The sequence below is a fragment of the Ochrobactrum sp. P6BSIII genome (genome assembly GCF_014138065.1).
Taxonomy (GTDB): domain Bacteria; phylum Pseudomonadota; class Alphaproteobacteria; order Rhizobiales; family Rhizobiaceae; genus Brucella.
In genome coordinates this window covers 66,255-92,484 of the sequence record NZ_JACGXB010000005.1, presented here as the reverse complement: position 1 = coordinate 92,484, position 26,230 = coordinate 66,255, and the positions used below count along the sequence as shown (strand labels likewise).

Genomic DNA, 26,230 nt, shown 5'->3' with positions numbered 1-26,230 from the left:
CCGGAACCGCTCTGGCGGGTGGACGGGATATTCCGATTGCCGGCAAATGGAGTGATTCATTGACGGACTATCGAATTCGATTTGAGAATATCAGTAAATCCTACGCCGATTTCAAAGTCATAGACGGGCTCAACCTCGATATCGCACGCGGGGAGTTTGTCAGTCTTCTGGGGCCGTCGGGCTCCGGTAAAACCACGCTTCTAATGATGCTCGCAGGCTTTGAAAGTCCGAGTAGCGGTAAGCTCATCGTCGATGGAAAGTCCATCAATGATGTGCCGTCCTATAAGCGCAATATGGGTGTCGTCTTCCAGAACTATGCGCTGTTTCCGCATATGAGTGTTGGCGAGAATGTCGCGTTTCCGCTACAGATGCGCGGGCTTGGCAAGGCGGAAATTTCCGACAAGGTCGGAAAAGTGCTGGATATGGTGCAGCTTTCCACCATGCGCGAGCGCAAGCCATCGCAGCTCTCCGGCGGGCAGCAGCAGCGTGTGGCTCTGGCCCGTGCACTGGTTTTCGAACCGGGCGTGGTGCTGATGGACGAACCGCTCGGCGCGCTCGACAAGCAATTGCGCGAACAGATGCAGCTCGACATCCGCGCCCTGCATAGCCGTCTCGGTTTGACGATTGTTTTCGTGACGCATGACCAGAGCGAGGCTCTGACCATGTCGGACCGCATTGCTGTGTTCAACAAAGGTCAGATTGAACAGATCGGCTCACCGCGCGAAATCTATGACGAACCCAAGACCCGTTTCGTGGCGGAGTTTATCGGCGAAACCAATCTTGCCGAAGGCAAGGTGGAGCGTATCGACGGAACCAATACGTTGATCCGCCTCAACAATGGCGCCGAGCTGAATGCCTCTTCATCGGGGGCGCTGACGCCAGGGCAGAACGTGTTGCTTTCAATCCGCCCGGAGCGGATAGAACTGGGCGGCGAGGGCAAAGCGGACAACAGTCTCAGCACGCGCGTTACCGATAGTGTCTATCAGGGCGACCATCTGCGCATCCAGCTGGATGACAAGGCGCATAATTTCATTGTCCGTCTCGATCGCAAGGCGCGCGAGTGGAAGCCGGGTGTCGATGTGGTGGCGCATTTCAATGCCGCTGATTGCTGGACCATTGTCGCATGACGGTACTTTCCGCCAGGAGCACGCGCTCCGTTTTGCTCATCGCCCCGCTTTTGATCTTCATTGCGCTGTTCTTCCTGTGGCCGCTCGGCGTGATGATGAAACAGGCAATTTCTGATACGGCGGTGCTGCGTGTTCTGCCGCAAACGGCAGAAGCGGTCGGCGCATGGGACGGTCAATCCGGCCCGACACCGGAGATGAAGCAGGCGTTGGTTGCCGATCTCAAGACCTCCACCGACCAGCAGGCTGTCGGCGATATGGTGCGGCGCTTGAACAGCGCCCAGTCGGGTTTTCGCACGCTGATGAGCAAGACGATCTCGGCCATTGAGAAGGGCGATCCCGCGCTTGATCTTGAGGCCGTTGATAAACGCTGGAGCCAGCCTCAATATTGGCGCGCAATTGCCAATGCCCTGTCCCCCACCACAGATCGAAATCTCCTGGCCGCTGTGGATATGGAACGCGACAGTTCCGGCGAGATTGTTTCCATGGCGCCGGGCACATCGGCCAATCGCGCCATCATGCTGCGTACCTTCTGGATCGCCGCGCTGGTCACATTAGCCTGCGCCGCTATCGGCTATCCCTATGCGGTATTGCTGGCTTCGGCCACGGGCTGGGTGAAAAGCGCCTTGTTTGCAGCGGTACTGCTGCCGCTCTGGACGTCGCTTCTGGTGCGCACGGCGGCTTGGTTCATTCTGTTGCAGGATAAGGGGTTGATCAACGACACGCTGACCTGGCTCGGGCTTACCAACGGGCCGCTGCCGCTGATCTTCAACCGGACCGGCGTGATCATCGCCATGACGCATGTGCTTTTGCCATTCATGGTTTTGCCGATTTACAGCGTGCTGGTGTCCATCCCGAATAATCTGATGCCTGCCGCTGCCTCGCTGGGCGCACCGCCATGGCGCGCGTTTCTGCGGGTTCTGCTGCCGCTCAGTATGCGCGGTATCCTGTCCGGCATGTTGCTCGTTTTCATGAGCGCGATTGGCTATTACATCACTCCGGCGCTGATCGGCGGTCCGAGCGACCAGATGATCAGCTCGATCATCGCTTATTATGCAACCGGCTCGGCCAATTGGGGCATGGCGGGCGCGCTGGGCATGGTGCTGCTGGTCGTTTGTCTGGTGCTCTACGCGGTCTATGGTCGCCTGACCAACGAAAAGCCGGGGAGGGCATGACCATGGGGCGCTCTGTCAAAATCCTCTTCGGCGTCGCCGCGGTCATATTTCTGGTCGCGCCGTTGTTTGCCATCCTGCCGCTAGCATTCACCTCAAGCGTGTTTCTCACCTATCCGGTGCCCAGCTGGTCGATGCGCTGGTTTGAAGAGCTGGCAACGGCTGATGCCTGGCGACGCGCCATCGTCAACAGTCTGATCATCGGCACTGGTACCATGGCGCTGGCGACGGTGCTCGGAACCATGGCGGCGCTTGGCCTGCGCAATCGGGCGCTGTTCCTGTCGGGTCCGATCCGCACGCTGTTTCTGCTACCGATGGTCGTGCCTGCGGTGGTGATGGGCGTCGGCATGCAACTGCTGTTCGTGCGGCTGGGGATTGCGAATTCCTATTTTGGGGTCATCGTCGCGCATACGGTGGTGTCGATCCCGTTCGTGATGGTGAGCGTCACCGGCGCGCTGGCAGGTATTGACCGACGCGTGGAACTTGCAGCGGAAAGCCTTGGCGCATCGCCGCTGACGGTGTTCCGCAGGGTGACTTTGCCGCTTGCCATGCCGGGCGTGGTTTCAGGTGCAGTGCTGGCTTTTGCCACGTCGCTGGACGAGGTGGTGCTGACGCTGTTCGTCGCCGGGCCAAACCAGCGAACGCTGGCGCGACAGATGTTTTCCACGATCCGCGAAAACATCAGCCCGGCAATTGCTGCCGCAGCCTTCCTGTTTATCGCGGGAACCCTGATCCTCGGTCTGGCGGCAGTGCTGTTCAAAAGGAAAACACCGCGCACGGCTTGAGCGCAACTTTCTAGCTGTGCTTTGTTGAATGCATGAAATAGGGAACCTTTCATTGTGTGAGGGGTTTGAAATTCATGCACCTTTCAAAAGCGAATTCAGAAAGCACCTCGCTTGCGGCGCTCTCGGCGGATAATGCCGGATATGCGCTTTTCTTCGATATCGACGGAACCTTGCTGGATCTGGCGCCGACGCCTGACAGCGTCGTGGTCGATCCCGTGCTTGTCGACGCTCTGGAAAAACTGCGCCAGCATTTGTCCGGAGCCGTGGCGCTTGTTACCGGACGCCCCTTGGAATTTGTGGCGGAGCGCTTCCCTTCTTATTCGGGTGCTGTTGCGGCATTGCACGGAACCGAGTTCCGCCTTCCATCGGGGCATGTCGAGATGCTGGAACCGGGCGAACAATTTGCGCGCGCCAAGGATTTCATTCGTCAGACGCAGGCAGGCATTGCCGGGCTTCTCGTCGAGGATAAAGGCAATGCTATTGCCGTCCATTTCAGGGCAGCACCCGAGAAGGAAGATATCGCTCGTGACTTGATCGACGCGGCGGAAAAGCTGGCCGGTCCTGACTGGCGTGTGCAGGCGGGTAAATATGTCTTCGAACTGCGTTCGCGCCATGGCGATAAGGGTACCGCCTTGCGCCGTCTGATGCGGAGTGCAGCCTTTGCCGGTCGTCGTCCGATCGCTTTCGGCGACGATCTGACGGATGTGCCGATGCTGCGCGCTGCGATGGATATGGGCGGGTTGGGCGTTGCGGTCGGCGACGCGATCCGCGACCTGCCCGGGGAGACAATATCCTCTCCGGCGGCTGTTCGGGCCTGGATTATCGAGATTGCAGGAAACAGCTAGAGCGGTTCCGGTGAAAACGGAATCGTGGAACCGCTCTAGCTATTTTTTATTACGCATTATCCTACGCAAAACCGCTACGCACTTTTGCTGGAAATGCTCTAACTTTGAGAGGAGAGTGGAGTGGGACGCCTTGTCGTGGTTTCCAACCGGGTGCCCTTGCCGGACAAGCAGGGGAAAGCACCGGCGGGAGGATTGGCCGTCGCCTTGCAGGCGGCTTTGAATGTGCGCGGCGGGGTCTGGTTTGGCTGGTCCGGTGAAACGCTATCCGGCAGGCAAACACACCAGCTCGAAACGAAGCAGGTAGGGCCGATCAGCTACGCGCTGTTGAGCCTGCAAAAGAAAGATATTGACGAATATTACGCTGGCTTCGCCAACCGAATGTTGTGGCCGCTTTGTCATTACCGGCTCGACCTGATCGATTATACCCGTAAGGACATGGCGGGTTATTTTCGTGTCAACCGGTTGTTCGCGCAGCAATTGTTGCCGCTGCTTGAGCCGGACGACATCATCTGGGTGCATGATTATCACCTGATCCCGCTGGCCGAAGAGCTGCGGCGCTGCGGTGTAGAAAATCGCATCGGCTTTTTCATGCATATTCCCTGGCCACCGGCTGATCTGCTTTTGACGCTGCCGGTGCATGAGGCGATCATTCGCGGCTTGACGGCCTATGATCTCGTCGGGTTTCAGACTGAAAACGATGTCGAGAATTTCATCAGTGGTTTGCGGCGCGAAAAGATCGGCAAACAGATCGAACCTCGCCGCTTCGAAGCGTTCGGGCGTAGTTTCAGCGTGGACAGTTTCGGCATCGGTATCGAAACGGAGATGTTTGCCGAGATCGCCAGCAAGACCCAGAACAGCCCATCCGTAAAGCGCATGTGCGCCAGCATGAGCGGGCGCGATCTGATCATCGGCGTCGACAGGCTGGATTATTCCAAGGGGATTACCTATCGGCTCGAAGCGTTCGAGCATTTCATGAAAATCGATCCGGTCAATCGCGGCAATGTCACCTTCTTGCAGGTAACGCCGAAGTCGCGAACCGAGGTGCCGGAATATAAGGCGATGCAGCGGGAGGTGGCGGAAATGGCCGGGCGCATCAATGGCGCCAATGCGACCTTCGACTGGACGCCGATCCGCTATATCAACCGGTCTCTCAACCGCGATGTTCTGGCCGGGCTTTATCGCCTGTCAAAGGTGGGGCTGGTCACGCCTTTGCGTGATGGCATGAACCTCGTGGCAAAGGAATATGTCGCGGCGCAAGACCCGGATGATCCGGGTGTGCTTGTGCTGTCACGCTTTGCTGGTGCTGCGCAGGAACTGGACGGCGCGGTGCTGGTCAATCCCTATGACACGGAAGCGGTGGCCTATGCGATAGCGCGTGCGCTCTCCATGCAATTGGAGGAGCGGGAGGAGCGCTTTAACGGCATGATAGATTTTCTGAAAACCCACGACGTCACACGATGGTGCGACGATTTTCTGGCGCGGCTTGCGCCAGAGAAATAGGCAACAGCTTGCGCCCGAAACAGGCGCAAGCTGTTCTTGAAATTTAGGCTACAGCCTTGCCGTAAGTGCGCACGACATTGCGGACGGCTTCCACCATCAGCGCATGCGGCGTTGCTTCAACGTCACCGGAGGCAACAGCCGGATAAAGCGTGCCCAGATACTGGCTGATCAGCGTTTCCGGTATCTTGCGACCTTCCAGACGCTTCAAAAGTGCATCCACAGCAGCGGTTGCCACCGGGTGCGGCCAGTAATAGCGGATGCGGTCGCTATAGGAGAAATGGCGTTGCAGACGCAGTTCTTCCGCATCGCCATGGTAGTATTTTTCCCAGTTCTTCGGCTCGGCCAGAAGCAGGGCTTCCATTTTGCCGCGCAGGGTTTCTTCTTCCGGCAGCTTGTCGAGGAAAGCCGCAATCTGGTCGAGACCGTAAAGCGTCTCGCGCAGTGCAAAAGTCAGGCCGGGGCCGACTTTCAGAATGGCGAAGCCGTCGTGAACGAGATCGGAAAGCGCTTCCACCGGCTGATAATCGGTCGAATGTGCTTCAAAGACGAATTGCGGCATTTCGCTGAGAACGCCGCTCAGCGCCGTCGCCTTTTCGCTGTTGTAGAAGACCACATTTTCGTTACCGAATTCGACGCCCGGCTGCACCACAACGCCGATGGCGCGGGCAAAGGCGTCTTCCAGTCCGAGTGCTGCGAAAGCCTTGCGGTGAATGGCGACTGTTTCGACCGCCGCGCCTGGCTTGGTCAGTTCCAGCTCTTCGATTTCTTCCATCGCACCGCCGGGAATCGGCACTTCGGTGCCGATGATATAAACCGGCAGGTCGTAGCCGGCTTCACGGGCTGCGGCTTCGGAAACCTTAGCCAGACGCGCGGCGCGCTCGGCGGTCACGGCATCAGGCAGTGCAACCGGTTCGCCAGCGCAGCCCATCGACGTGTCGAGATGGATCTTGGTGAAGCCTGCGCGCACGAAGGCATCGATCATGATATCCGATTTCAGCAGGGCTTCTTCGGCAGGCAGATGCTTCCACGGGTTCGGGCCGAGATGGTCGCCACCCAGAATGAGCCGCTTGGTGTCGAAGCCGACGCGAGCCGCGATGTCTTCCACAAAGCGGCGGAAGTCAGCAGGCGTCATGCCCGTATAGCCGCCGTCCTGATTGACCTGATTGCAGGTGGCCTCGATCAGCACGTCCGTGCTGGTCGCGATGCCTTCAAGAAGAGCGGCCTCAATCACCAGAGGATGCGCAGAGCAGATCGACGTGATGCCGCCGCGAGTTCCGCTGGCGTAACGGGCGGGAAGTGCGCTCAGAACGTTCGTGCTGCTCATGCTGGAACTCCGTTTTTCTGAAGGAAGGCTTCAATTTCGGCCATGGTCGAGGTGCCCTCCATTGGCCCTTTGACACCAACGGCGCGTGCGCCGGTGGCGTTGGCGATGACAAGAGCTTCCTTCGGGGCCATGTCGCGCAGCCAGCAGGTGATGAATGCCGCGCCAAAACTGTCGCCTGCTCCGGTTGGGTCGATTTCATCGACCTTGAAAGCAGGTGCGAAAACTTCGCCAGACTGGTCGAAATAGCTTGCGCCTTCAGCGCCGCGCTTGATCACTACGGCTTTGATACCGCGGGCCAGCAGTTCTTCTACGGCAGCCTTTTCCTCGGTCGCCTTGGTGAAGAGGAAGATTTCCGGGCCGCTTGGCATGAACAGGTCTGTGTTTTCCAGCGCATGGGCCAGTGCCTGGCGCATGCCCGGCAGTTCCAGCATTTCCTTGCGGATATTCGGGTCGAAGGACACTGTGCCGCCCTTCGCCTTGATGCGGATTGTCGCCTCGTGGATCGCCGAAACAATGCCGTCGGAGAACAGGGCCGAACCCATGATATGCAGGTGATCGGCGGTCTCGATCAGCTTTTCGGCTTCTGGTGTCAGGCCGATGGCGCTGCATGCGCTGTGCTTGATATTGAAGATGAAATCGCGATTGCCATCCGGGCGATAACGCACGAAGGCGCTGCCGGTGGCGGCTGTCGGATGTACGCCAATGGCCGAAACATCCACGCCGTCTTTTTGCAGGCGCTCAACATTGAGTGCGCCGAAATCGTCATTGCCGACTGCACTGACCATGCCGCAAGGCTGACCCATTTTGGCCGCCTGATCGATGAAGATCGCAGGCGCGCCGGAAGCGAACGGGCCGATCAACGGGATGGCGGACTTGAAACCGTTGCCGGTTTCTACGGCCATGATCTCGACGACGATTTCGCCGATGGTGATGATCTTTTTCATAAGCTGCACCGCGATTACGTACGAACGGATTTCGAGCGCACATCGAGCCAGACCGCGACCAGAATGACCACGCCCTTGACGATGAGCTGATAGAAGTAAGGCACCGACAGCATGTTCATGCCGTTATTGATGACACCGATGATAAGCGCGCCGAGAATGGTGCCGACCATGGTGCCGACGCCGCCAGCAAGCGAGGTGCCGCCCAGCACGACCGCCGCAATGGCGTCGAGTTCGTAGCCCATGCCCGCATTGGTCTGCGCCGAGGACAGACGCGACGACAGGAGAATGCCGCTTATCGCCGCCATGACGCCCGAAAGCATGAAGACGATGATCTTGATGCGGTCGACACGGATGCCCGAATAGATCGCCGCTTCCTTGTTGCCGCCCGACAGATAGATGCGGCGGCCGAAAACGGTCTTCGACAGCAGGATATAGTTGAAGATGAACAGGACGCCGACGATCCAGATGATGATCGGCAGGCCGAGCCAGTTTTCCGAACCGATGGCGAGCCATGTGTCATTTTCGATGATTTCAGGTGCGCCATTGGTCGGCAGGCTGACCATGCCGCGATAGATGCCCATTGTTGCGACCGTCACGATGAAGGATGGCAGCATCAGCTTTGCCGAAAGCACACCATTCAGTCCGCCCATGATGGCGCCCGCTGCAAGCGTGAAAACAACAGTCGGTACGAAGCCGAAGCCCATGGCAAAGGCTTGCGCCGCCACCATACCGGAAACCGCGATGATAGAACCGATCGACAGGTCGATTTCGCCGAGCAGGATCACATAGGTCATGCCATAGGCGGCAACGGCGATCACCGCCACCTGCTGCATGATGTTCATGAAGTTGTTGAAGGCGAGAAAGCGCGGGTTCAACACTGCGAAGACCACGCAGAGCACGGCCAGCGAGATGATGATGCCGCCATATTGGCGGATCAGCGGAGAGCTGAAAAGCGAACGGCGGACTTCCGCGTCCACGGCTTTCTTCTGAAGATTTTGTGCGTTGCTCATATGTGCATTCCTGCTGCGTAGCTCATGACGGTTTCAGGCGTGAGGCCATCGGCATCGACAATGGCAGCGACATGCTTGTTATGCATGACGGCCACACGGTCGCTGAGACCCAGCACTTCCGGCAATTCGGAGGAAACCATCAGGATCGCCGCGCCATTGGCGGCAAGTTCACGGATGATGCGATAGATTTCGAATTTCGCGCCAACGTCGACGCCGCGCGTCGGTTCGTCGAGAATGAGGATGCGCGGCTTTGTCTGCAGCCACTTTGCCAGCACGATTTTCTGCTGGTTGCCGCCGCTGAGCGATCCGGCAACCGTGTCGATGGATGCTGTCTTGATGGCAAGGCGCAGCACTTCCGCCTTGGCGGCGGAGCGCTCTGCTTTGGAGCGCATCAGGCCGAAAGGCCCCGCTAGCTGTCCGAGCCCAACCATGTTGATGTTGCGCTCAACACTATGCGGAAGAACAAGACCTTCTTCCTTGCGATTCTCGGTCACGAAAGCAATGCCATTGCGAATGGCATCGGTCGGTGAGGAAAGGGTGATGACCTCGCCATCGAGCCGGATTTCGCCGGTTGGACGCAACATCCCGAACAGCGCCTTCATCACATCGGAACGGCCAGAACCGACCAGCCCGAACAGCCCGAGAACTTCGCCCGGCTTCACATTGATGGTGACGTCATGAAATTTACCCGGCACGGAGAGGTTCTTCGTCGCCAGAATCGGCGGAACGTTTTCCGAGGGACGCGGCGCTTCACGCGGCGGGTAGATATCGTTCATCTCGCGACCAACCATCAGCGCGATCAGTCGGTCGATGCTGGTTTCGCTCTTTTCGGCGGTCGTGACATATTCGCCATCGCGGACAACCGTAATGTCGTCGGAAAGCCGCATGATTTCTTCCATGCGGTGCGAAATATAGATGACGGCAGTGCCCTTCGCTTTCAGCCGCTCGATGATCGAAAACAGAATTTCCGCTTCGCTGTCGGACAGCGACGAGGTCGGCTCATCCAGAATGACGACGTCAGCAGGCTGGCTCAATCCCTTGGCGATTTCGACGAGCTGGCGCTGGGCAATCGAAAGATCGCCGACCTTGGCGCGCGGATCGACCGGAAGTCCGAGATCGGCAACAAGCCTGGTCGCTTCCGCGTTCAGCTCGCGCTCGCGGATAAAGCCGAAGCGGCTTGGCTCGTGGTTCGCGAAAATATTCTCGGCAACGGTCAGGTTGCGGGAGAGGCTCAATTCCTGAAAGACGATGGCGATGCCACTGGCGCGTGCGTCGCGCGGATTCTTTGGCGCATAGGCTGCGCCTTTAAGCAGAATGGTGCCGGAGGTTGGCTTGAACACGCCGGCCAGAATCTTCATCAGCGTAGATTTGCCGGCACCGTTTTCGCCGAGCAGCGTATGCACGCGACCGCGACGCACGGTCAGGTTCATGCGCTTCAGCGCGATGACTGGGCCGAAAGATTTCGCGACATCGCGAATTTCCAGAACCGTATCTGCTGCCGTCTTCTGTTCGGATTTGGTGGCTGTCACAGGATCTGTCACTTTTGAGGCCTCCACGCTCCGTTTGCTGCAGTCTGTCACGAACCGGATGTTACCGGGATCGCACAGTGCTGCTGTCTAAAGGGATGCGGTGGCGGCTCGGAAAGGGGAGGCTTTCCTGGCCGCCACACGCTGAAAGGAAACAGCGACTGGGAGGAGTGTCGCTGCTTCACGCGGTCTTACTTGGTTTCGCCGTCCTTGGTGACGACGCCCGGAACGATCGGCTGCTTGTCCGGAACGCTCTCGCCCTTGATGACCTTGGCAGCGGTTTCAACCGCAACCTTGCCCATCTGGTCCGGATACTGTGCGATAACGCCGACCATGATCGGGTCGTTCTTCACGGCGTTGCGGGCTTCTTCCATGCCGTCGAAGCCGATCACCTTCACTTGGTTTTCGAGCTTGGCAGCCTTCACGGCCGATGCGGCAGCAAGTGCAGCATCGTCGCCGAAGCCGAAGATGCCGACGATATCCGGATTGGCCTGCAGGATGTTCTGCGCGGTGGCCAGAGCTTCCGGACGGGTGATGCCCGGCTGGATCGCCACGATCTTGATGTCCGGGTACTTGGCGATGCCCTTCTTGAAACCTTCAATGCGGTCAACAACCGACTGAACCGTCGGATAGTCGATGACGGCGACATTGCCCTTTTCGCCGATGGTCTTGGCCATCAGCTCGGCCGCGCGTTCGCCACCGGCAAAGTTGTCGGTGCCGACGAAGGACGTCACGTCGACATTGTTTGCAGGCACGTCGACGGTGATGACCTTGATGCCAGCCTTTTCAGCCTTGTTGATGGCCGAGCGAACGCCCTTGCTGTCAACCGGCGAAATGATGATGACGTCGACGCCCTTGGTGATGAAATCTTCCACATCGGCGAGCTGCTTGCTCAGATCCTGATTGGCGATGGAGATTTCGAGCGGCACGTTTTCTGCCTGCGCTTCCTTCTTCATCGCTTCAGCGAGCGAGATGTAGAAAGGATGCTGCTGGGTGAGAAGCGATGCGCCAACACCTTCGGCAGAGGCAACGCCTGCCATCATGGCTAGAGCGACGCCGGAAAAGAGAATACGGCCGAGAGAATTGCGAAACATGATTTCCTCCGAATGAACCGGCGCTTGCCGGGCTGTCCTTCTAACAGGGACATGAATGATGACTTACCTGCTGGTTTATCGGACCGTTGCATTTTGCGTCAGTCTTCAAACCTCCCGGAAGGGCAGGTGCCTTCAGCTCATTATCGAGCTTCTCTAGACATGATGGAGCTTGTTCAACGTGTCAATATATAATTTTCCACGTGTAAAATTTATAACGATTTAAATTTGCCTATAGAGTATCAAATCCAGGTCGACCAGCGGGGCCTATCAGATTTTTTCGACAGATTGGGCATCTCTGTCGATGAAATTCAAGTTGCTTCTGCGAAGAAAAAAATTTACGCATGAAAAGATATTGAGGCGTGGAGTGAGCGTCTAGGCACCCGGTCGGGGATAGCCCGAGGAAAGCGGAGCATGGCTGAAAACAAGATCAGGACGATGGAGGAGTTCGCTGTGGCGAGCGGTTTGTCGCGTCCTACGGTCTCGAAATATTTCGATAATCCTGAAAGCGTAAAGCCTTCGACGCGGGCTCGCATCGAGAAGGCGCTGAAGGATCACAACTATCAGCCCAATATTTTTGCCGTCAGTCTCAACCGCAAGAAGCCGAAAAATATCGGCGTCATCGTTCCGCATATTTCAGATCCGTTCTACGCCGAAATCATTCGCCAGATTGAATTGCGATGCCTCGCCGAAGGTTACTGGACCATCGTTCTGTCGTCGCATGGCGAGCGCAAGCTTGAAGCACGCGCCATGCGCTCGCTGATGGCTCTCAAGATCGCCGGTGTCCTGATGGCGCCGCTCGGTTTCGAAACCGACACCAAGCTTCTGACCAGCCTTTCCGATTCCATGCCCGTGGTGTTTCTGGACAGCCGTATCGGCGAGGATCAACCCTTTGTAGGCACCGACAACCGGGTCAGCATTGGCAATATCACGGAATATCTGTGCCGGACCGGCGAGCATCCCTGTTTTCTGGAAATGCCTGCCGTCAACCAGAACGCGCTTGAGCGCCGCGCGGCCTATATCGCCACGATGGAACGACTCGGTATCGAGCCCATCGTTTTGCCGATGACGCCAAAAAACTGGAGTTTTGAAGAGCTTGGCTATCAGGAGGCGGGCCGTATTCTCGATCGCGGCGGTTTCCCGACCCGCACGGTTCTCTGCGCCAATGATCGTCTGGCCTTCGGTGTGATTTCAGCCGCTTTTGAGCGCAGACGTCATGTTGGACGGGAAGAAGGCAGCGATCTGCGGGTTGCCGGACACGACGATCATCCGCTCAGCCGCTTCACCTGCCCGCCTTTGACGACGGTTGCCCAGGATTACCGCCAGATCGCACAGCTTGGGCTGGATATGCTGTTCTCACGCATTAACGAACAGGACAGCAGCGCCGCAACCGGCGAGGATATCCGCTATCTCGACAGCCATCTGATCATGCGCAGTTCGGCCTGATAGGTTCTTTCCCGTCGCATTATCCTACGCAAAACCGCTTCACACTTTTGCTGGAAATGCTTTAAGCCGACATTCTCAGCTTGATTTCGGCATTCAGCAGGATGCGGTTGCTTTCAGGCAGTTCCAGTCGGTCTTCGGAATCTTCGCCCAAGGTGCGGAAAAGCAGCTCAATCGCCAGCCTGCCGATTTCGTTATAATCCTGCGCGACAGTGGTAAGCGGCGGGCAGGTATATTCCGACAGCGGATTGTTGTCGTGACCGGCAACGCGGATATCACAATCCTTGAGTCTACCGATTTTCAGCCCCGCCTGCCAGAGAGCCCCTGTAACACCAAAGGCGATGCGGTCGTTGGAGCAGAGCACCGTCGAGGTCGGAAAACTAGCCTTCTCGCGCATGATGCGGGCCGTCTGCTCGAAGGCATATTGTTCGAAATCCCAGCTACGGCTGGGTTCCAGTTCGATGATACGTGGCTCGTGACCGAGCTTTTCCATCGCAGTCGTATAGGCTTCGCGCCGCTTGATGGCGTTGTTGTTCACAATCGGCATCGAGAAATAGCAGGGCTCGCTGCCTGAGCGGCAGAGATAATCCACGATCAGGTGGAAGGATTTCTGGTTGTCGGTGCCGACAAAGGGCGAGGTGCTGTCGAGTGGCGAGTCGACATAGACGATGGGGACGTCATCGGCGAGACGCGCCAGCGCGGAATGCTGCGATTGTTCACCAAGCGGGGCGATGATGGCGCCTGCGACATTGAGCGAGCGCAGCGTTTCAATCGCGCGCTTTTCCAGTTCCGGCTTGCCGTCCGACGACAGAACCACGGTCAAATAGCCACGCTGCTCGGCTAGCGTCTGCAGCCTGCGCGTCATCGCCATGTAGAAATGATCGAGCTGATTGGGAATGATGATTCCCAAAATTGTCGTGCGGCGACGATTAAGGTTCACCGCGAAAAGATTGGGCCGAAAGCCGGACTGCTTGACGGCCGCTTCTATGATCTCGCGGGTCTTCGGGCGGACGGATGTTGGGTCGTTGAAATATTTGGAAACCGTGGGGCGAGACAGCCCGACGAATTCCGAAAAGTCTTCCATGGTGCGTATGGTTTTGCGCACGGTTCTCTGCCCTGTCCGTCAGCTGCCCGCAGCGATTTCTTGCCGTGGCAGTGCAAATTCTCCTGCTATCGGTCGGGTCGAGATGAGCTGACCCATAGATGCATGACACATGGTCCGCAGCTTGTTTCCCAATAATTTCAGGATGTTCCTCCAACCAGACCCGCCCCGAAGTTTTTCAGGGCAAGGTCAAGTCAAACTGTCAAAGGCTGAAGCAAAGGTCAAGCGGACAATATCAAACACTTGGACCGATGCAGTGCATATCTGAATGTGCTAAGATAATTTCGGGGTCAAGTCGCGTGGTGGAAAATCCGTTATTTCCGCCGCGAAAGCAATCGAATTGGCAGTCTTTGTGTCGCGCAAATCAAAATCAAAAACCGTGCTTGACAAGCTACGGATAGCCGCGTCATAAATTTTACATATGTAAGAATTTTGCTATGCATTCGTAAAGGAGGAGACGAAATGCGGACCAAAACTTATGTGACAGGGCTTATTGCGTCTGCCGCTGGCGTCGCGATGCTGGCCGGTTCGGCGTGGGCGGAGGAGCTCACGATCGCAACGGTCAACAATGCCGATATGATCATCATGCAGAAGCTTTCGCCGGAATGGGAAAAGGCCACCGGCAACAAGCTCAACTGGGTGGTGCTTGAAGAAAACGTGCTGCGCCAGCGTGTCACCACCGACATCGCAACCAAGAGCGGCCAGTTCGACATCATGACCATCGGCGGTTACGAAACCCCGATCTGGGGCAAGGCCGGATGGCTTCTTGCGGTCGATGATCTGGGCGACGATTACGACTATGACGATCTCATCAAGCCGGTGCGCGCCGGTCTGACCGTCGATGGCAAGCTTTATGCCGTGCCGTTCTACGCGGAAAGCTCGTTCACCCTTTATCGCAAGGATCTGTTCGAAGCCGCTGGCCTGAAAATGCCGGATGCGCCGACCTATACCGAGATCAAGGAATTCGCGACCAAGCTCACCGATAAATCGAAAGAGCAGTACGGTCTCTGCCTGCGCGGCAAGCCGGGCTGGGGCGAAAACATGGCCTATCTTTCGACGCTGGTGAACACATTCGGCGGCAGCTGGTTCGATGAGAGCTGGAAGCCGCAGATGAGCTCCGATACCTGGAAAAAAGCCATCAATTACTACGTCGATCTGATGAAGGAAGCAGGCCCTCCCGGAATCACTTCGAACGGCTTCAATGAAAATCAGGCGCTGTTCTCCACCGGCCATTGCGCCATGTGGATCGACGCCACCTCGGCTGCGGGCCGCATCTACGATCCGAAGCAGAGCCAGGTTGCCGACAAGGTTGCCTTCACCAAGGCACCTGTCGAAGTGACGCCGAACGGCTCTTCATGGGCCTGGTCGTGGAACCTCGCCATCCCGGCATCGACCAAGAAGGCGGAAGCCGCAAAGTCGTTCCTGAAATGGGCGACCTCCAAGGGCTATGTCGAACTGGTCGGTAAGTCGGAAGGCTGGGTTGCCGTTCCGCCAGGCACGCGTCAGTCGACCTATGCCAACGAAGAGTACAAGAAGGCTGCGCCTTTCGCCGAGACGGTTCTCAAGGCGATTGAATCGGCCGACCCAACCAAGCCGACCAAGGACCCGGTCCCCTATACCGGTATCCAGTTCGTGGCGATCCCTGAATTCCAGGCGATTGGTACGATTGTCGGTCAGGCTATCTCTTCGGCTGTCGCCGGTCAGCAAAGCGTCGATGCGGCGCTCGATGGCGCACAGAAGCAGGCCGAACAGATCATGACGCAGGCCGGTTACATCAAGTAATCCGGTTACCATCAGCCTGCCGCCGCACGTTTCGCTTCCGCGCAGTTCCAGCAAAGTCGCTTCGCACTCTTGCTGGAACTGCCTGAAGGGACCGGGCGGCAGGCTCGATTTTCGCGCGATCGGCTGCACCCTTAAAAGGCGTAGCGGATGTCAAAGCGGGAAGGGGAGGAACGTCAGACATGCCAGCAAACCCGGCCTTGGCCACAGGCACCAAATCGCGCTTTGCCGCAAAATCGCGCCGCAGCGTCCGCACCGGACCTCTGCTTGCACCCGCCGTCATCCTGCTGTTGCTATGGATGATCGTCCCACTGGCGATGACGCTCTGGTTCTCGTTTCAGTATTACAATCTCATCAATCCCTTCGTGACCGGTTTTGCCGGTTTCTCGAACTACAAGTTCCTGCTGTCCGATCCGGGGCTCTGGTCGGCCATCATGAAGACGCTCATTCTGCTGGGCTCGGTTCTGGCCATTTCGGTGGTGTTCGGCGTTCTGTTCGCCGTGATTTTCGATCAGGATTTCTGGGGCAAGAACATTGCGCGGCTTCTGGTCATTGCGCCGTTCTTCGTCATGCCGACAGTGTCGGCGCTGATCTGGAAAAACCTTCTGATGCACCCGGTCAACGGGCTGTTCGCCTTTATCTCGCGCAGTCTCGGACTGCCGGTCATAGACTGGTTCGGACAGTTTCCTATGGCGTCGATCATCATGATCGTATCCTGGCAGTGGGTGCCTTTCGCGACGCTGATCCTGATGACCGCCATGCAGTCGCTCGACCGCGAGCAGATGGAAGCAGCGCGGCTTGATGGCGCCAAAGGGCCGGTGATGTTCTTTTATATCGTCCTGCCGCATCTGTTGCGCCCGATCTCGGTCGTCATCATGATCGAGACGATCTTTCTTCTGTCGGTCTTCGCGGAAATTCTCGTCACCACGTCCGGTGGGCCGGGTATCGCCACCACGACGCTGACCTATTTCATCTATCTGAAGGCGCTCCTTCAGTGGGATATCGGCGGCGCTTCGGCCGCCGGTGTCATCGCCATCATCCTCGCCAATATCGTTGCCGCGTTCCTCATCCGAACCGTGGCGCGCAATCTGGATAATTAGGGGAGACGAACGATGGCTGCAAAACGCAAGTTCGACAAAGCTGCACTCTCCGCCGGGATTATTGGCTGGATCGTGGCGCTTCTGATGTTCTTTCCGATCCTCTGGATGTTGCTTGCGGCATTCAAGACGGAGATCGACGCGGTCGCTCCGCCAAAGCTGTTCTTCCAGCCGACGCTGGAAAACTTCGCGGCGGTCAATCAGCGCGCCGACTATTTCCGCTACGCCATGAACAGCGTGATCGAGAGCCTTGGCGCTACGATTCTGTCTCTGCTGATCGCCGTTCCGGCGGCTTATGCGGCGGCATTTTTTCCGGGCAAGCGCACCAAGGATCTGCTGTTGTGGATGCTCTCCACCAAGATGCTGCCTGCGGTGGGTGTTCTGGTGCCGATCTATCTTCTGGCGCGCGACAGCGGGCTTCTCGATACGCGCACCGGGCTGATTATCATCTTCACCCTTTCCAATCTGCCGATTGTGGTCTGGATGCTCTATTCCTTTTTCAAGGAAGTGCCGCATGAAATCCTTGAGGCGAGCCGTATGGACGGGGCGAAGGTCGGCCAGCAGATACGCTATCTGCTCTTGCCGCTAAGCCTGCCCGGCATTGCATCGACGGCGCTTCTTTCCATCATCCTGTGCTGGAACGAAGCTTTCTGGAGCCTCAATCTCACGGCCTCGCAGGCCGGGCCTCTCACCGCATTCATCGCGTCCTTCTCGTCACCGGAAGGGCTTTTCTGGGCAAAACTCTCGGCAGCGTCCACGCTCGCCATCGCGCCGATCCTCGTCTTCGGTTGGGTTACGCAGCGCCAGCTGGTGCGCGGTCTCACCTTCGGCGCCGTGAAATAAAGGGAACCCCATGGCTACGCTTTCTTTTCATAACGCCACCAAGTCCTTCGGCAATATCGACGTCATCAAGGGTGTGGACCTTAATATCGAAGACCGCGAATTCGTGGTCTTCGTCGGGCCGTCCGGTTCGGGCAAGTCCACGCTTCTGCGAATGATTGCCGGGCTGGAGGAAATCACCAGCGGTGATCTGCTGATCGACGGGCAGCAATGCAATGATACTCCGCCGGATGAGCGCGGGCTTGCGATGGTGTTCCAGACCTATGCGCTCTATCCGCATATGAATGTGCGCGACAATATGGGTTTCGCGCTCAAGCTCGCAGGGATTGCCAAAGCCGAGCGCGACCGCAAGGTGGAAGACGTCGCGAAGACATTGCAGCTCGACAAATTGCTGGATCGCAAACCGAAACAGCTTTCGGGTGGTCAGCGCCAGCGTGTCGCCATCGGGCGCGCCATGGTTCGCGAGCCGAAGATTTTCCTGTTCGACGAGCCGCTTTCCAATCTCGATGCGGCGCTGCGCGTGCAGATGCGTATCGAGCTGGCGCGCCTGCATGACCGGCTCAATGCGACGATGATCTATGTCACGCATGATCAGGTTGAAGCCATGACGCTGGCCGACAAGATTGTCGTGCTGCGCGATGGCAAGCTGGAACAGGTCGGTTCGCCGCTGGAGCTTTATCACCACCCGGTCAATCGTTTCGTGGCGGGCTTCATCGGATCGCCGACCATGAATTTCATCGAGGTCAAGGCGAGCGCGGTCGATAGCGACGGCGTGACGGTGCAGCTTGCCAATGGGCGTTCGGTCAAGGTGCCGGTCGCAGTAGATGGCGTCAGTGCCGGTGCGCCGCTGGTTCTCGGCGTTCGCCCGGAACATTTGCATCCGGCGGATGACGGCATTCTCGAAGGCGAGATCATGGTGGTCGAGCGTCTTGGCGGCGAGACTTATCTTTATGTGCAAAACGATGCTGCTTCCGGCCTGATCGTGGCGGAAGCTGGCGGCAACAGCACGGCGCGCGTGCATGAAGCGGCCAGGCTTGGTTTCGATGCCGCCGACGCTCATCTCTTCACGCCCGATGGCCTGGCGCTTCAGCGCCGTGACCGCCATCCGATGATCCTGTCTGAAAAGAAAACGCACCGTTAAAAAACACTACATTACCGGAGAAAGTCCATGAGACTGAAAGACAAGGTTGCCCTCATCACCGGCGCTGCGCGCGGCATCGGGCTTGGCTTTGCGGCTGCTTATGCGCAAGAGGGCGCAAAGGTCATCATCGCCGATATCAATATTGAGCGGGCGGAAGAAGCAGCACGCGGTATCGGCCCGTCTGTGAAGGCGGTGAAGCTGGACGTGACGGATCTGGGCGCAATCGACAAGGTGGTGGCCGCCGTCGATGCCGAATATGGCGGTATCGATATTCTGGTCAACAATGCCGCGATCTTCGACATGGCGCCGATCAATGAGCTGACCGAAGAGAGCTATGAGCGCGTGCTCGGCATCAATCTCAAGGGCCCACTCTTCATGATGAAGGCGGTGTCGAATGTGATGATCAAGCGCGGACGCGGCGGCAAGATCATCAATATGGCGAGCCAGGCCGGTCGTCGCGGCGAGGCGCTGGTAACGCTCTATTGTGCATCCAAGGCGGCGATGATTTCCGCTACGCAGTCGGCGGCTCTCGCTCTGGTCAAGCACGGCATCAACGTGAACGCGATTGCGCCGGGCGTGGTTGATGGCGAACATTGGGACGTGGTGGATGCGAATTTCGCCAAATGGGAAGGCTTGAAGCCGGGCGAGAAAAAAGCCGCCGTGGCAAAGTCCGTGCCGATCGGTCGCTTCGCGACGCCAGAAGATATTACCGGCATGGCGGTGTTCCTCGCTTCGTCGGACAGCGACTATATTCTTGCCCAGACATTCGGTGTCGACGGCGGTAACTGGATGGCGTGAGACGAGGCCGGGACAGACAATGAAAGCGATCTATTTTACCGGCCACGGCGAAGCAGGTATGGCCGATCTGCCGGAACCGGCATTGCAGCCGGGACACGCGCTGATCGACGTCAAGGCATCGGGTCTTTGTCACACCGATATCGACGTGCTGCATGGCCGCTATGGGTCCAGCGCTTTTCCGCTGGTGCCGGGGCATGAATATGCGGGCACTGTCGTGGCGGTGGCCGAAGACGTGACCAATGTGAAGGTCGGCGACCGCGTTGCGGTCGACCCCAATATTCCCTGCGGTCATTGCCGCGCCTGCCTCAAGGGGCTGACCAATCTCTGCTCCGATCTGAAAGCCTATGGCGTGACCCATAATGGCGGCTTTGCAGGCATGAGCCTCGTCAATGCCAGCCATCACCATCCCATCGGCGATCTCCCTTATGATGTGGCGGCCCTTGCCGAACCGTTGGCCTGCGTGTTGAACGGGCTTGGCGCGGCGGAATTGAAAACAGGCCTGCACGGCACGGAAAGCGCGCTGGTGTTCGGGGCAGGCCCCATCGGTCTGTTGCTGGCTTTGTCATTGAAGGCGCAGGGCGTGCCGCAGGTCGCCGTCGCCGATATCAACGAGCATCGACTGGCCTTCGTTGAAAGCCTCGGGCTTGAGCCGGTTGTGTCCGGTTCGCAAGCGCTGGACAAGCGCCAGCGCAGCTTCGATTTCGTCGCCGACGCCACCGGCATAGCCAAGGTGGCGGAAAGCATGGTCGGTTTCACCGCCGATGGCGGAACCGTTCTTGTATTCGGCGTCTGTGCACCCGACGCACGGATTGCCGTCGCGCCGTTCGAGATTTTCCGCCGTCAGATCAGGATTGCTGGTTCGCATTCGCTGAACCGTAATATTCCGCAGGCATTGGATATATTGAAACAGGACTTTTCCGGTGCAAATGGCGGCTCAATGGCGCGGCTCGTTTCCCACCGGCTGCCGCTGGAGGAAATGCTGCCGTTCTTCACCAAGCATGGTGGCGACCCCGCGACCATGAAAGTCCAGTTTGTACCCGCTTGAATAAAGGATACCGTCATGACCAAGCTATCGCGCGCAACGCTTCAAAGCTTCGATAAGGTGCATAAGCCCGGCTACGATCCAGCCGGGCTGAAGCCGGGTATCGTGCATTTTGGCGTCGGCAATTTTCACCGCGCGCATCAGGCTGTCTATCTGGACGATCTGTTTGCGACCGGCGAGGGGCATGACTGGGCGCTGGTGGGTGCAGGCGTGCGCGCGAGCGACGATGCCATGCGCGATACGCTCAAGGCGCAGGACTGGCTGACGACTGTTGTCGAGCAGGAGGCCGATCATGCGGGTGCGCGCATCACCGCATCGATGGTTGATTATGTCACCATTTCGACCGAGGAAGGGCGCAAGGCCCTGATGGCTTATCTGACGTCAGCAGACACACGTATCGTTGCGATGACCATCACCGAGGGCGGCTATTATATCGACCCGGCCAGCCAGACTTTCGATCCCGCCCATCCGGATATCGTGGCGGATGCGGCGCATCCTGATCACCCGAAAACCGTCTTCGGCCTGATCGTTCAGGCGCTGAAACTGCGCAAGGCGGCGGGTGTCCAGCCTTTCACGGTCATGTCCTGTGATAACATTCCGGGCAACGGCCATGTGACGGAAGATGCTGTGACGGGGCTCGCCAAGCTGAGCGACCCGACCTTCGCCGACTGGATTTCCGCCAATGTCGCTTTCCCGAATTCGATGGTGGATCGTATCACGCCAGCCACCGGCGCGCGCGAACGCGAGATTGCCACGAAGGATTTCGGTGTCGATGACGGCTGGCCGGTGTTCTGCGAAGTTTTCAAGCAATGGGTGATGGAGGATAATTTCCCGACCGGACGCCCGGCTCTGGAAAAAGTCGGCGTTACCTTCACCGATCAGGTCGCCGCTTATGAGTTGATGAAAATCCGCATTCTGAATGGCGGCCACGCGGCCATCGCCTATCCGGGCGGCTTGCTCGACATTCATTTCGTGCATGAGGCCATGGAGCATCCGCTGATCCGGCGCTATCTGGAAAAGCTGACGAAGGATGAGATCATCCCGGAAATACCACCCGTGCCGGATACCGATCTGGAAGCCTATCGCGTTCTGATCGACAAGCGCTTTGCCAATCCAAGCATTGGCGACACCATCCGCCGCCTGTGTCTGGATGGCTCCAACCGCCAGCCGAAATTCATCCTGCCTACAGCTGCCGACCGCGTGGCGAAGGGACATTCGGTGACCGGGCTTGCGCTGGTCTCGGCTTTCTGGTGCCGCTATTGCTATGGCACGACGGACAGCGGTGCGGTGATCGAGCCGAATGATCCGTCATGGGATCGCCTGACCAAGCAGGCAGCGCTTGCCAAGGCTGACCCGGCTGCGTGGCTGGCAATGGATGATATTTTCGGCGCGCTTGCCGCCAATCCCGCCTATGTCGCTGCGTTCACTTCAGCGCTGAAAGCAATCTGGCAGGATGGCACGACCAGGACGTTGGAACGCTACCTCGCAGGCCAGCCGCTCTGACTAGAGAGGAGCGGCAATCAGATACCCGGTTGCGGCGTGGCGCATGACTTCCATCGGCACGCCGTAAATCTCTTGTAGCCGCTTGGGCTCCATCACGCCTTCAGGTGTCGACTGGGCGATCAGGCGGCCGCTGTGCAGTGCGAAAATGGAATCGCAAAAGCGCGCGGCCATGTTCACATCGTGCAGCACGATGAAAACGCTCAGTTCTTTTTCCTGCGACAGCTTGCGCACCAGCGACAGAACTTCCAGCTGATGGGCAATGTCGAGCGCCGATGTCGGCTCGTCGAGAAGCAGGCACTGTGCATCCTGCGCCACCAGCATGGCCAGCCAGACGCGCTGGCGTTCGCCGCCGGACAGCGTATCGACAAGCCGGTCGGCAAAAGGTGCGATCCCGGTCAGCTCGATTGCCTCTTCCACCTTGGTCCGGTCGGTCTCGCCAAAGCGGCCCAATGCGCCGTGCCACGGATAGCGGCCCAGCGCGACCAGTTCCTTGACCAGCATTCCCGAAGCAGATGCCGTCTGCTGCGGCAGATAGGCAAGCTTGCGCGCAAATTCGCGATCACCCCATTGGTCGAGGCGCTTGCCGGCAAAATGGATTGTGCCGCCCGAAGCGGGTTGCTGCCGGGCCAGGATTTTGAGCAGCGTCGACTTGCCGGAACCGTTATGTCCGATCAAAGCCGTCACGCTTCCTGCCGGTATCGACATGGTCAAAGGCTGCAACAAGGTGCGCCCGGCAACCGAAAAGCTGACATTCTCAAGTTCGAACAAGTTGGAAGTCATCAATCTCTGTCCTTTTGGCAGATGGAAGCCATGCAATAACGCGGCTTTTCGAAAGTTGCCACAAAAACATGAGTGCGTTATACATATTTTGAGCATGCCAGAACGCAAAGCGCTCTCGCATTTGCAGGAAATGCTCGCAATCGTGGCCTTGGGAAAGATCAGTTGGGTTTCCATCCGCATATGAAAAGCCGGATCGAAGACGTCACTTTACTTGACGATCTTCATTATCGCGTCTGGAACGGCGCGATTGCCGACGTGTGGTCTGTCGAATGCGGTCCCGGCGCGCGGGGCGAGTATGTTTCGCAAGCGCCGCGCCTGTTTCTCGTCTGCGAAAGTCAGGGCGCGTTGGATATCCGTCCCGGCAGCAAAGGGCGTGCGGTCGCGCAAGGCGCAAACCCGTCACGCCTCTGCTATATTCCGGCGGGCATGACGATCTGGAGCGAGAGTGCGAGACCGGGCAAGCTCAAGCATCTCGATCTGCATCTGGACACCAACACGCTTCAGCAGCGCTTTGGCGGCGCGCTCGACAGAGCTGCGATTGAGCGTCCGCGCCTGTTGTTTTCGAATACCAAAATCGAACAGATCGGCGGGCTTCTGGCGGAAGAGTGCCTGTCCAATGCGCCGTTGCACGATCTCTATGGCGAAGGCCTGATCAACGCGCTGGTCGCGGAATTGTTCGGGGCGGAAGCGCAGCCACGAGCGGGCGCCAGCAAGCTTTCGCCATGGCGTCTGCGGCGCGTGACTGATTTCATCGAGGATAATTACGCGCGCATCATCCGCTTGCAGGAACTGGCCGATCTGGCGGGCTTGTCTGAAACCTATTTCTGTAGCGCCTTCAAGGCATCGACGGGCGTGTCGCCGCATAGCTGGCAGATGGAGCGGCGCATTGCGCGGGCGCAAGTGTTGCTGCTTCAGGCGCACACGCCACTGCCGCATATTGCGGCGCTGGTCGGGTTCTCCGATCAGGCCCATTTCACTCGTGTTTTCAAGAAGCAGACTGGCACCACACCGGCAGCATGGCTGAAGCAGCAATTGTAATATCGCAACAGTCTCGATTGCTTTTTTACCACGCGCTGAGATGAGCTGAAAATCGTTCAATTTGGCGGAAGAACGAACAATCCTGCCGTATAATCTTGATATAAGCACTCATATTAACGAGCCCGTCTGCGGGGTCGCGGGAGCCTGTGAAGGTTCGCGTTTTTATCCTTTGAGGGGTCACATCATATGCCGTCGATGAAGCACAATCTTCTCGTCCTGCTGGCAAGCGGTACCGCGCTTGCCGCTATTCCTGCATTTGCGCAGGAAGCCGCCAAACCCCTCGAGCTGAACACGGTTGTCATCCAGTCGGATGGCAATGGCGGCACCACGCGCGCCGAAGGTCTTGGACCGGTCAAGGGCTTTGTCCCACGTGCCACGACCACAGGTTCGAAAGACAGTGTTGCAATCGACAAGATTCCGCAATCCGTATCGGTTGTCGGACGCGATCAGATGGATGCGCTCGGCGCGCAGAAGATCGACGAAGCCTTGCGTTATACGCCCGGTGTACTGGCCCAGCCTTTCGGCGTCGATAATGATACGAACTGGCTCTATATTCGCGGCTTCGACGCGACGGCCAACGGTACCTATCTCGATGGATTGCAGAATTTCAGCTACGGCTTCGGCGGTTACTTCATCGACAGTTTCGGGATCGAGCGTATCGACGTTCTGCGCGGCCCGGCATCCGCCCTTTACGGCGGCGCCAATCCGGGCGGCATCGTGAACTATATCAGCAAGCGCCCGACGGGTGAGCGGCTGCGCTATCTCGAAGCGGGGATCAACAGCTACGGCAATGGCTATCTGGGCTTCGACATTGGCGACAAGGCAACGGAGACGGTCAATTACCGCGTCAACGGCAAGATTCAGGGCGGCAATAACTACACGGATTTCTCCAAGGAGTTTCGTGGCGTCATCTCGCCGAGCATCGAATACAAGCCGGATGAATCGACCAGCCTGACCATTCTGGCCAACTATACCCATCTCGACCTGACGCATGATGGCGGCTTTCTGCCTTACTACGGCACTGTAGTGCCGACCGAGTTTGGCAAGATTTCGCGCAAGGCCAACTTCACCGATCCGGATGTCGATTCCTACGATCGCGAACAGGTTTCGCTCGGCTATGAGTTCGAACACACATTCGACAATGACTGGACGATCCGCCAGAACGTCCGCTACGGCTTTGCGCATGTGAAGGAGCATAGCCTCTATCCCTATGGCTATGACGGGTATCTGGCTCAGCCGACGGCGGGCAATCCTTATCTGTCTCGCATCAACTTCAAGCACGATACGACGGTGAACACCTTCCAGGCCGACAACCAGCTTGAAGGCAAGGTGACGACCGGTGCCATCGACCACAATCTGCTGTTTGGCGCGGAGTACCGCTATTTCCGCATCGACCAGATGCAGCAGACCGGCGGTGCGACGATCATCGACGCCTATAACCCGGTTTATGGCGAGGCTCAGGGCCCGATGTGGGATCCCTATATCGATCAGGATCTGCGTCGCAATCAGCTCGGCGTCTATGCGCAGGACCGCATGGAGTTCGGCGATGGATGGATACTGACGCTGAACGGTCGCTATGATCACGTCTGGACCGAAGCCTCGGGACTGCCGAGCTTCGAATATGACACGGGCCGCTTTTCGGGTCGTGCGGGTCTTGGCTACGAATTTGAAAACGGCATTACGCCTTATGTCAGCGCCGCGACCTTCTTCAATCCGATCATCGAGACCCTGTATGACGGCAGCTATGCCAAGCCGGAAACCGGCGTTCAGTACGAAGCGGGCGTCAAATATCGTCCGGAATTCTTTGATGGTCTGATCACCGCATCCTTCTTCGATCTGACCAAGGAAAACTCGCTGACCGGCTCGAGCTTCGCCCGCGAACAGCTTGGCAAGGTCAATTCGCGCGGTTTCGAACTCGAAATGCAAGCCAATATTGCTGACGACTGGAAGGTCACGGCGAGCGTGACCGCCTATGATCTGAAGGTCAAGGAAAACGCCTCGGACGAGTCGCTGGTCGGCAAGCGTCCTTATCTTCTGCCGGAACAGCAGGCTTCGCTCTTCGTCGAATACAAGGTGCCTGAAGGCGCGCTCAAGGGCGTGACGCTCGGCGGCGGCGTGCGTTATGTCGGTTCGTCCTATGCCGACGAGCAGAACACGCTCAAGGTGCCTGCCGTTGCGCTTGCCGATTTGAAACTCGGCTACGAAAAGGATAATTGGGGCATCGATCTCAACGTGACCAATCTGTTCGACAAGAATTATGTCGCTGGATGTCAGGGCGTCTATGTCTGCGGTTATGGCGAAGGCAGGAAGGCTTTGCTCAAGGTGCACACCAAGTGGTGATGCGCC

General features: G+C 57.9%; 22 protein-coding genes. 15 read left to right on the top strand and 7 right to left on the bottom strand.

The annotated features are described in order from the left end of the window. Positions 1–59: 59 nt before the first annotated feature. From FHW00_RS08585 to otsA, 5 genes are all read left to right on the top strand, one after another. Positions 60–1,127: an ABC transporter ATP-binding protein gene (locus FHW00_RS08585; protein WP_078338340.1), complete on the top strand. Its 1,068-nt coding sequence runs from the start codon at positions 60–62 to the stop codon at positions 1,125–1,127. Then, entirely contained in the window at positions 1,124–2,299 is a 1,176-nt protein-coding gene (locus FHW00_RS08580) for an ABC transporter permease (RefSeq protein ID WP_078338341.1), read from the top strand. The genes FHW00_RS08585 and FHW00_RS08580 overlap by 4 nt, the downstream gene beginning before the upstream one ends. A gap of 2 nt (positions 2,300–2,301) precedes the next feature. Continuing rightward, entirely contained in the window at positions 2,302–3,081 is a 780-nt protein-coding gene (locus tag FHW00_RS08575; RefSeq protein ID WP_078338342.1) for an ABC transporter permease, read from the top strand. Positions 3,082–3,155: 74 nt separating this feature from the next. Further along, positions 3,156–3,926, top strand: coding sequence for a trehalose-phosphatase (gene otsB / locus FHW00_RS08570; protein ID WP_078338343.1), 771 nt, complete (start codon positions 3,156–3,158; stop codon positions 3,924–3,926). A gap of 120 nt (positions 3,927–4,046) precedes the next feature. Then, complete coding sequence (gene otsA, locus FHW00_RS08565; protein ID WP_078338344.1) at positions 4,047–5,426, top strand: alpha,alpha-trehalose-phosphate synthase (UDP-forming); 1,380 nt, start codon at positions 4,047–4,049, stop codon at positions 5,424–5,426. Positions 5,427–5,469: 43 nt separating this feature from the next. Here otsA and FHW00_RS08560 read toward each other — a convergent pair whose 3' ends face one another. From FHW00_RS08560 to FHW00_RS08540, 5 genes are all read right to left on the bottom strand, one after another. Continuing rightward, complete coding sequence (locus FHW00_RS08560; RefSeq protein ID WP_078338345.1) at positions 5,470–6,750, bottom strand: D-tagatose-bisphosphate aldolase, class II, non-catalytic subunit; 1,281 nt, start codon at positions 6,748–6,750, stop codon at positions 5,470–5,472. Beyond that, positions 6,747–7,694, bottom strand: a complete 948-nt coding sequence (locus tag FHW00_RS08555; RefSeq protein ID WP_078338346.1) for a tagatose kinase — start codon at positions 7,692–7,694, stop codon at positions 6,747–6,749. Before FHW00_RS08555 ends, FHW00_RS08560 begins: the two co-directional genes overlap by 4 nt. 14 nt (positions 7,695–7,708) lie before the next feature. Then, positions 7,709–8,704: an ABC transporter permease gene (locus FHW00_RS08550; RefSeq protein ID WP_078338347.1), complete on the bottom strand. Its 996-nt coding sequence runs from the start codon at positions 8,702–8,704 to the stop codon at positions 7,709–7,711. After that, positions 8,701–10,245 (bottom strand): sugar ABC transporter ATP-binding protein, encoded by a 1,545-nt coding sequence (locus FHW00_RS08545; RefSeq protein WP_078338348.1) that lies wholly within the window; start codon positions 10,243–10,245, stop codon positions 8,701–8,703. The genes FHW00_RS08550 and FHW00_RS08545 overlap by 4 nt, the downstream gene beginning before the upstream one ends. A 176-nt stretch (positions 10,246–10,421) precedes the next feature. Next, positions 10,422–11,324: a substrate-binding domain-containing protein gene (locus FHW00_RS08540; RefSeq protein ID WP_078338349.1), complete on the bottom strand. Its 903-nt coding sequence runs from the start codon at positions 11,322–11,324 to the stop codon at positions 10,422–10,424. A 411-nt stretch (positions 11,325–11,735) separates the two neighbouring features. On the opposite strand from FHW00_RS08540, the gene FHW00_RS08535 reads away from it, so the two are divergent. Further along, positions 11,736–12,767 carry a LacI family DNA-binding transcriptional regulator gene (locus FHW00_RS08535; RefSeq protein WP_078338350.1) on the top strand — a complete coding sequence of 344 codons (1,032 nt, stop codon included), beginning with the start codon at positions 11,736–11,738 and terminating at the stop codon, positions 12,765–12,767. 61 nt (positions 12,768–12,828) lie between these two features. Here the strand turns inward: FHW00_RS08535 and FHW00_RS08530 are convergent, their stop codons facing one another. Continuing rightward, on the bottom strand, positions 12,829–13,848 hold the full coding sequence (locus tag FHW00_RS08530) for a LacI family DNA-binding transcriptional regulator (RefSeq protein ID WP_078338351.1): 1,020 nt from the start codon (positions 13,846–13,848) through the stop codon (positions 12,829–12,831). Positions 13,849–14,328: 480 nt separating this feature from the next. Here FHW00_RS08530 and FHW00_RS08525 point away from each other — a divergent pair, with 480 nt between their 5' ends. The 7 genes from FHW00_RS08525 (at position 14,329) to FHW00_RS08495 (ending at position 22,066) form a co-directional block, all read left to right on the top strand. Beyond that, complete coding sequence (locus tag FHW00_RS08525; protein WP_078338352.1) at positions 14,329–15,648, top strand: ABC transporter substrate-binding protein; 1,320 nt, start codon at positions 14,329–14,331, stop codon at positions 15,646–15,648. Positions 15,649–15,827: 179 nt separating this feature from the next. Further along, entirely contained in the window at positions 15,828–16,745 is a 918-nt protein-coding gene (locus FHW00_RS08520; protein ID WP_078338353.1) for a carbohydrate ABC transporter permease, read from the top strand. 12 nt (positions 16,746–16,757) lie between these two features. Then, a complete protein-coding gene (locus tag FHW00_RS08515; RefSeq protein WP_078338354.1) occupies positions 16,758–17,585 on the top strand; it encodes a carbohydrate ABC transporter permease in 828 nt (275 codons plus the stop codon). Positions 17,586–17,595: 10 nt separating this feature from the next. Beyond that, positions 17,596–18,723, top strand: a complete 1,128-nt coding sequence (locus FHW00_RS08510) for an ABC transporter ATP-binding protein (protein ID WP_078338355.1) — start codon at positions 17,596–17,598, stop codon at positions 18,721–18,723. Between the two features lie 27 nt (positions 18,724–18,750). Beyond that, the gene (locus FHW00_RS08505) at positions 18,751–19,521 is read left to right on the top strand and encodes an L-iditol 2-dehydrogenase (protein WP_078338356.1); all 771 of its coding nucleotides are present in this window, start codon (positions 18,751–18,753) and stop codon (positions 19,519–19,521) included. A 19-nt stretch (positions 19,522–19,540) separates the two neighbouring features. Next, on the top strand, positions 19,541–20,566 hold the full coding sequence (locus FHW00_RS08500; protein ID WP_078338357.1) for a zinc-dependent alcohol dehydrogenase family protein: 1,026 nt from the start codon (positions 19,541–19,543) through the stop codon (positions 20,564–20,566). Positions 20,567–20,581: 15 nt separating this feature from the next. Further along, entirely contained in the window at positions 20,582–22,066 is a 1,485-nt protein-coding gene (locus FHW00_RS08495; protein ID WP_078338358.1) for a mannitol dehydrogenase family protein, read from the top strand. Here FHW00_RS08495 and FHW00_RS08490 read toward each other — a convergent pair whose 3' ends face one another. After that, the gene (locus FHW00_RS08490; RefSeq protein WP_113534355.1) at positions 22,067–22,846 is read right to left on the bottom strand and encodes an ATP-binding cassette domain-containing protein; all 780 of its coding nucleotides are present in this window, start codon (positions 22,844–22,846) and stop codon (positions 22,067–22,069) included. It abuts the gene before it with no gap. A gap of 162 nt (positions 22,847–23,008) precedes the next feature. On the opposite strand from FHW00_RS08490, the gene FHW00_RS08485 reads away from it, so the two are divergent. Beyond that, positions 23,009–23,884 carry a helix-turn-helix transcriptional regulator gene (locus FHW00_RS08485; RefSeq protein ID WP_078338359.1) on the top strand — a complete coding sequence of 292 codons (876 nt, stop codon included), beginning with the start codon at positions 23,009–23,011 and terminating at the stop codon, positions 23,882–23,884. Between the two features lie 186 nt (positions 23,885–24,070). Continuing rightward, complete coding sequence (locus tag FHW00_RS08480; RefSeq protein WP_078338360.1) at positions 24,071–26,224, top strand: TonB-dependent siderophore receptor; 2,154 nt, start codon at positions 24,071–24,073, stop codon at positions 26,222–26,224. The last annotated feature ends 6 nt before the right edge of the window (positions 26,225–26,230 follow it).

Bases quoted from the DNA above. Each gene is read 5' to 3' on its own strand.
- FHW00_RS08580 (WP_078338341.1), top strand. From the start codon at position 1,124: ATGACGGTACTTTCCGCCAGGAGCACGCGCTCCGTTTTGCTCATCGCC.
- FHW00_RS08575 (WP_078338342.1), top strand. From the start codon at position 2,302: ATGGGGCGCTCTGTCAAAATCCTCTTCGGCGTCGCCGCGGTCATATTT.
- otsB (WP_078338343.1), top strand. From the start codon at position 3,156: ATGCACCTTTCAAAAGCGAATTCAGAAAGCACCTCGCTTGCGGCGCTC.
- FHW00_RS08560 (WP_078338345.1), bottom strand. From the start codon at position 6,750: ATGAGCAGCACGAACGTTCTGAGCGCACTTCCCGCCCGTTACGCCAGC.
- FHW00_RS08555 (WP_078338346.1), bottom strand. From the start codon at position 7,694: ATGAAAAAGATCATCACCATCGGCGAAATCGTCGTCGAGATCATGGCC.
- FHW00_RS08550 (WP_078338347.1), bottom strand. From the start codon at position 8,704: ATGAGCAACGCACAAAATCTTCAGAAGAAAGCCGTGGACGCGGAAGTC.
- FHW00_RS08540 (WP_078338349.1), bottom strand. From the start codon at position 11,324: ATGTTTCGCAATTCTCTCGGCCGTATTCTCTTTTCCGGCGTCGCTCTA.
- FHW00_RS08535 (WP_078338350.1), top strand. From the start codon at position 11,736: ATGGCTGAAAACAAGATCAGGACGATGGAGGAGTTCGCTGTGGCGAGC.
- FHW00_RS08530 (WP_078338351.1), bottom strand. From the start codon at position 13,848: ATGGAAGACTTTTCGGAATTCGTCGGGCTGTCTCGCCCCACGGTTTCC.
- FHW00_RS08525 (WP_078338352.1), top strand. From the start codon at position 14,329: ATGCGGACCAAAACTTATGTGACAGGGCTTATTGCGTCTGCCGCTGGC.
- FHW00_RS08520 (WP_078338353.1), top strand. From the start codon at position 15,828: ATGCCAGCAAACCCGGCCTTGGCCACAGGCACCAAATCGCGCTTTGCC.
- FHW00_RS08515 (WP_078338354.1), top strand. From the start codon at position 16,758: ATGGCTGCAAAACGCAAGTTCGACAAAGCTGCACTCTCCGCCGGGATT.
- FHW00_RS08510 (WP_078338355.1), top strand. From the start codon at position 17,596: ATGGCTACGCTTTCTTTTCATAACGCCACCAAGTCCTTCGGCAATATC.
- FHW00_RS08505 (WP_078338356.1), top strand. From the start codon at position 18,751: ATGAGACTGAAAGACAAGGTTGCCCTCATCACCGGCGCTGCGCGCGGC.
- FHW00_RS08500 (WP_078338357.1), top strand. From the start codon at position 19,541: ATGAAAGCGATCTATTTTACCGGCCACGGCGAAGCAGGTATGGCCGAT.
- FHW00_RS08495 (WP_078338358.1), top strand. From the start codon at position 20,582: ATGACCAAGCTATCGCGCGCAACGCTTCAAAGCTTCGATAAGGTGCAT.
- FHW00_RS08490 (WP_113534355.1), bottom strand. From the start codon at position 22,846: ATGACTTCCAACTTGTTCGAACTTGAGAATGTCAGCTTTTCGGTTGCC.
- FHW00_RS08480 (WP_078338360.1), top strand. From the start codon at position 24,071: ATGCCGTCGATGAAGCACAATCTTCTCGTCCTGCTGGCAAGCGGTACC.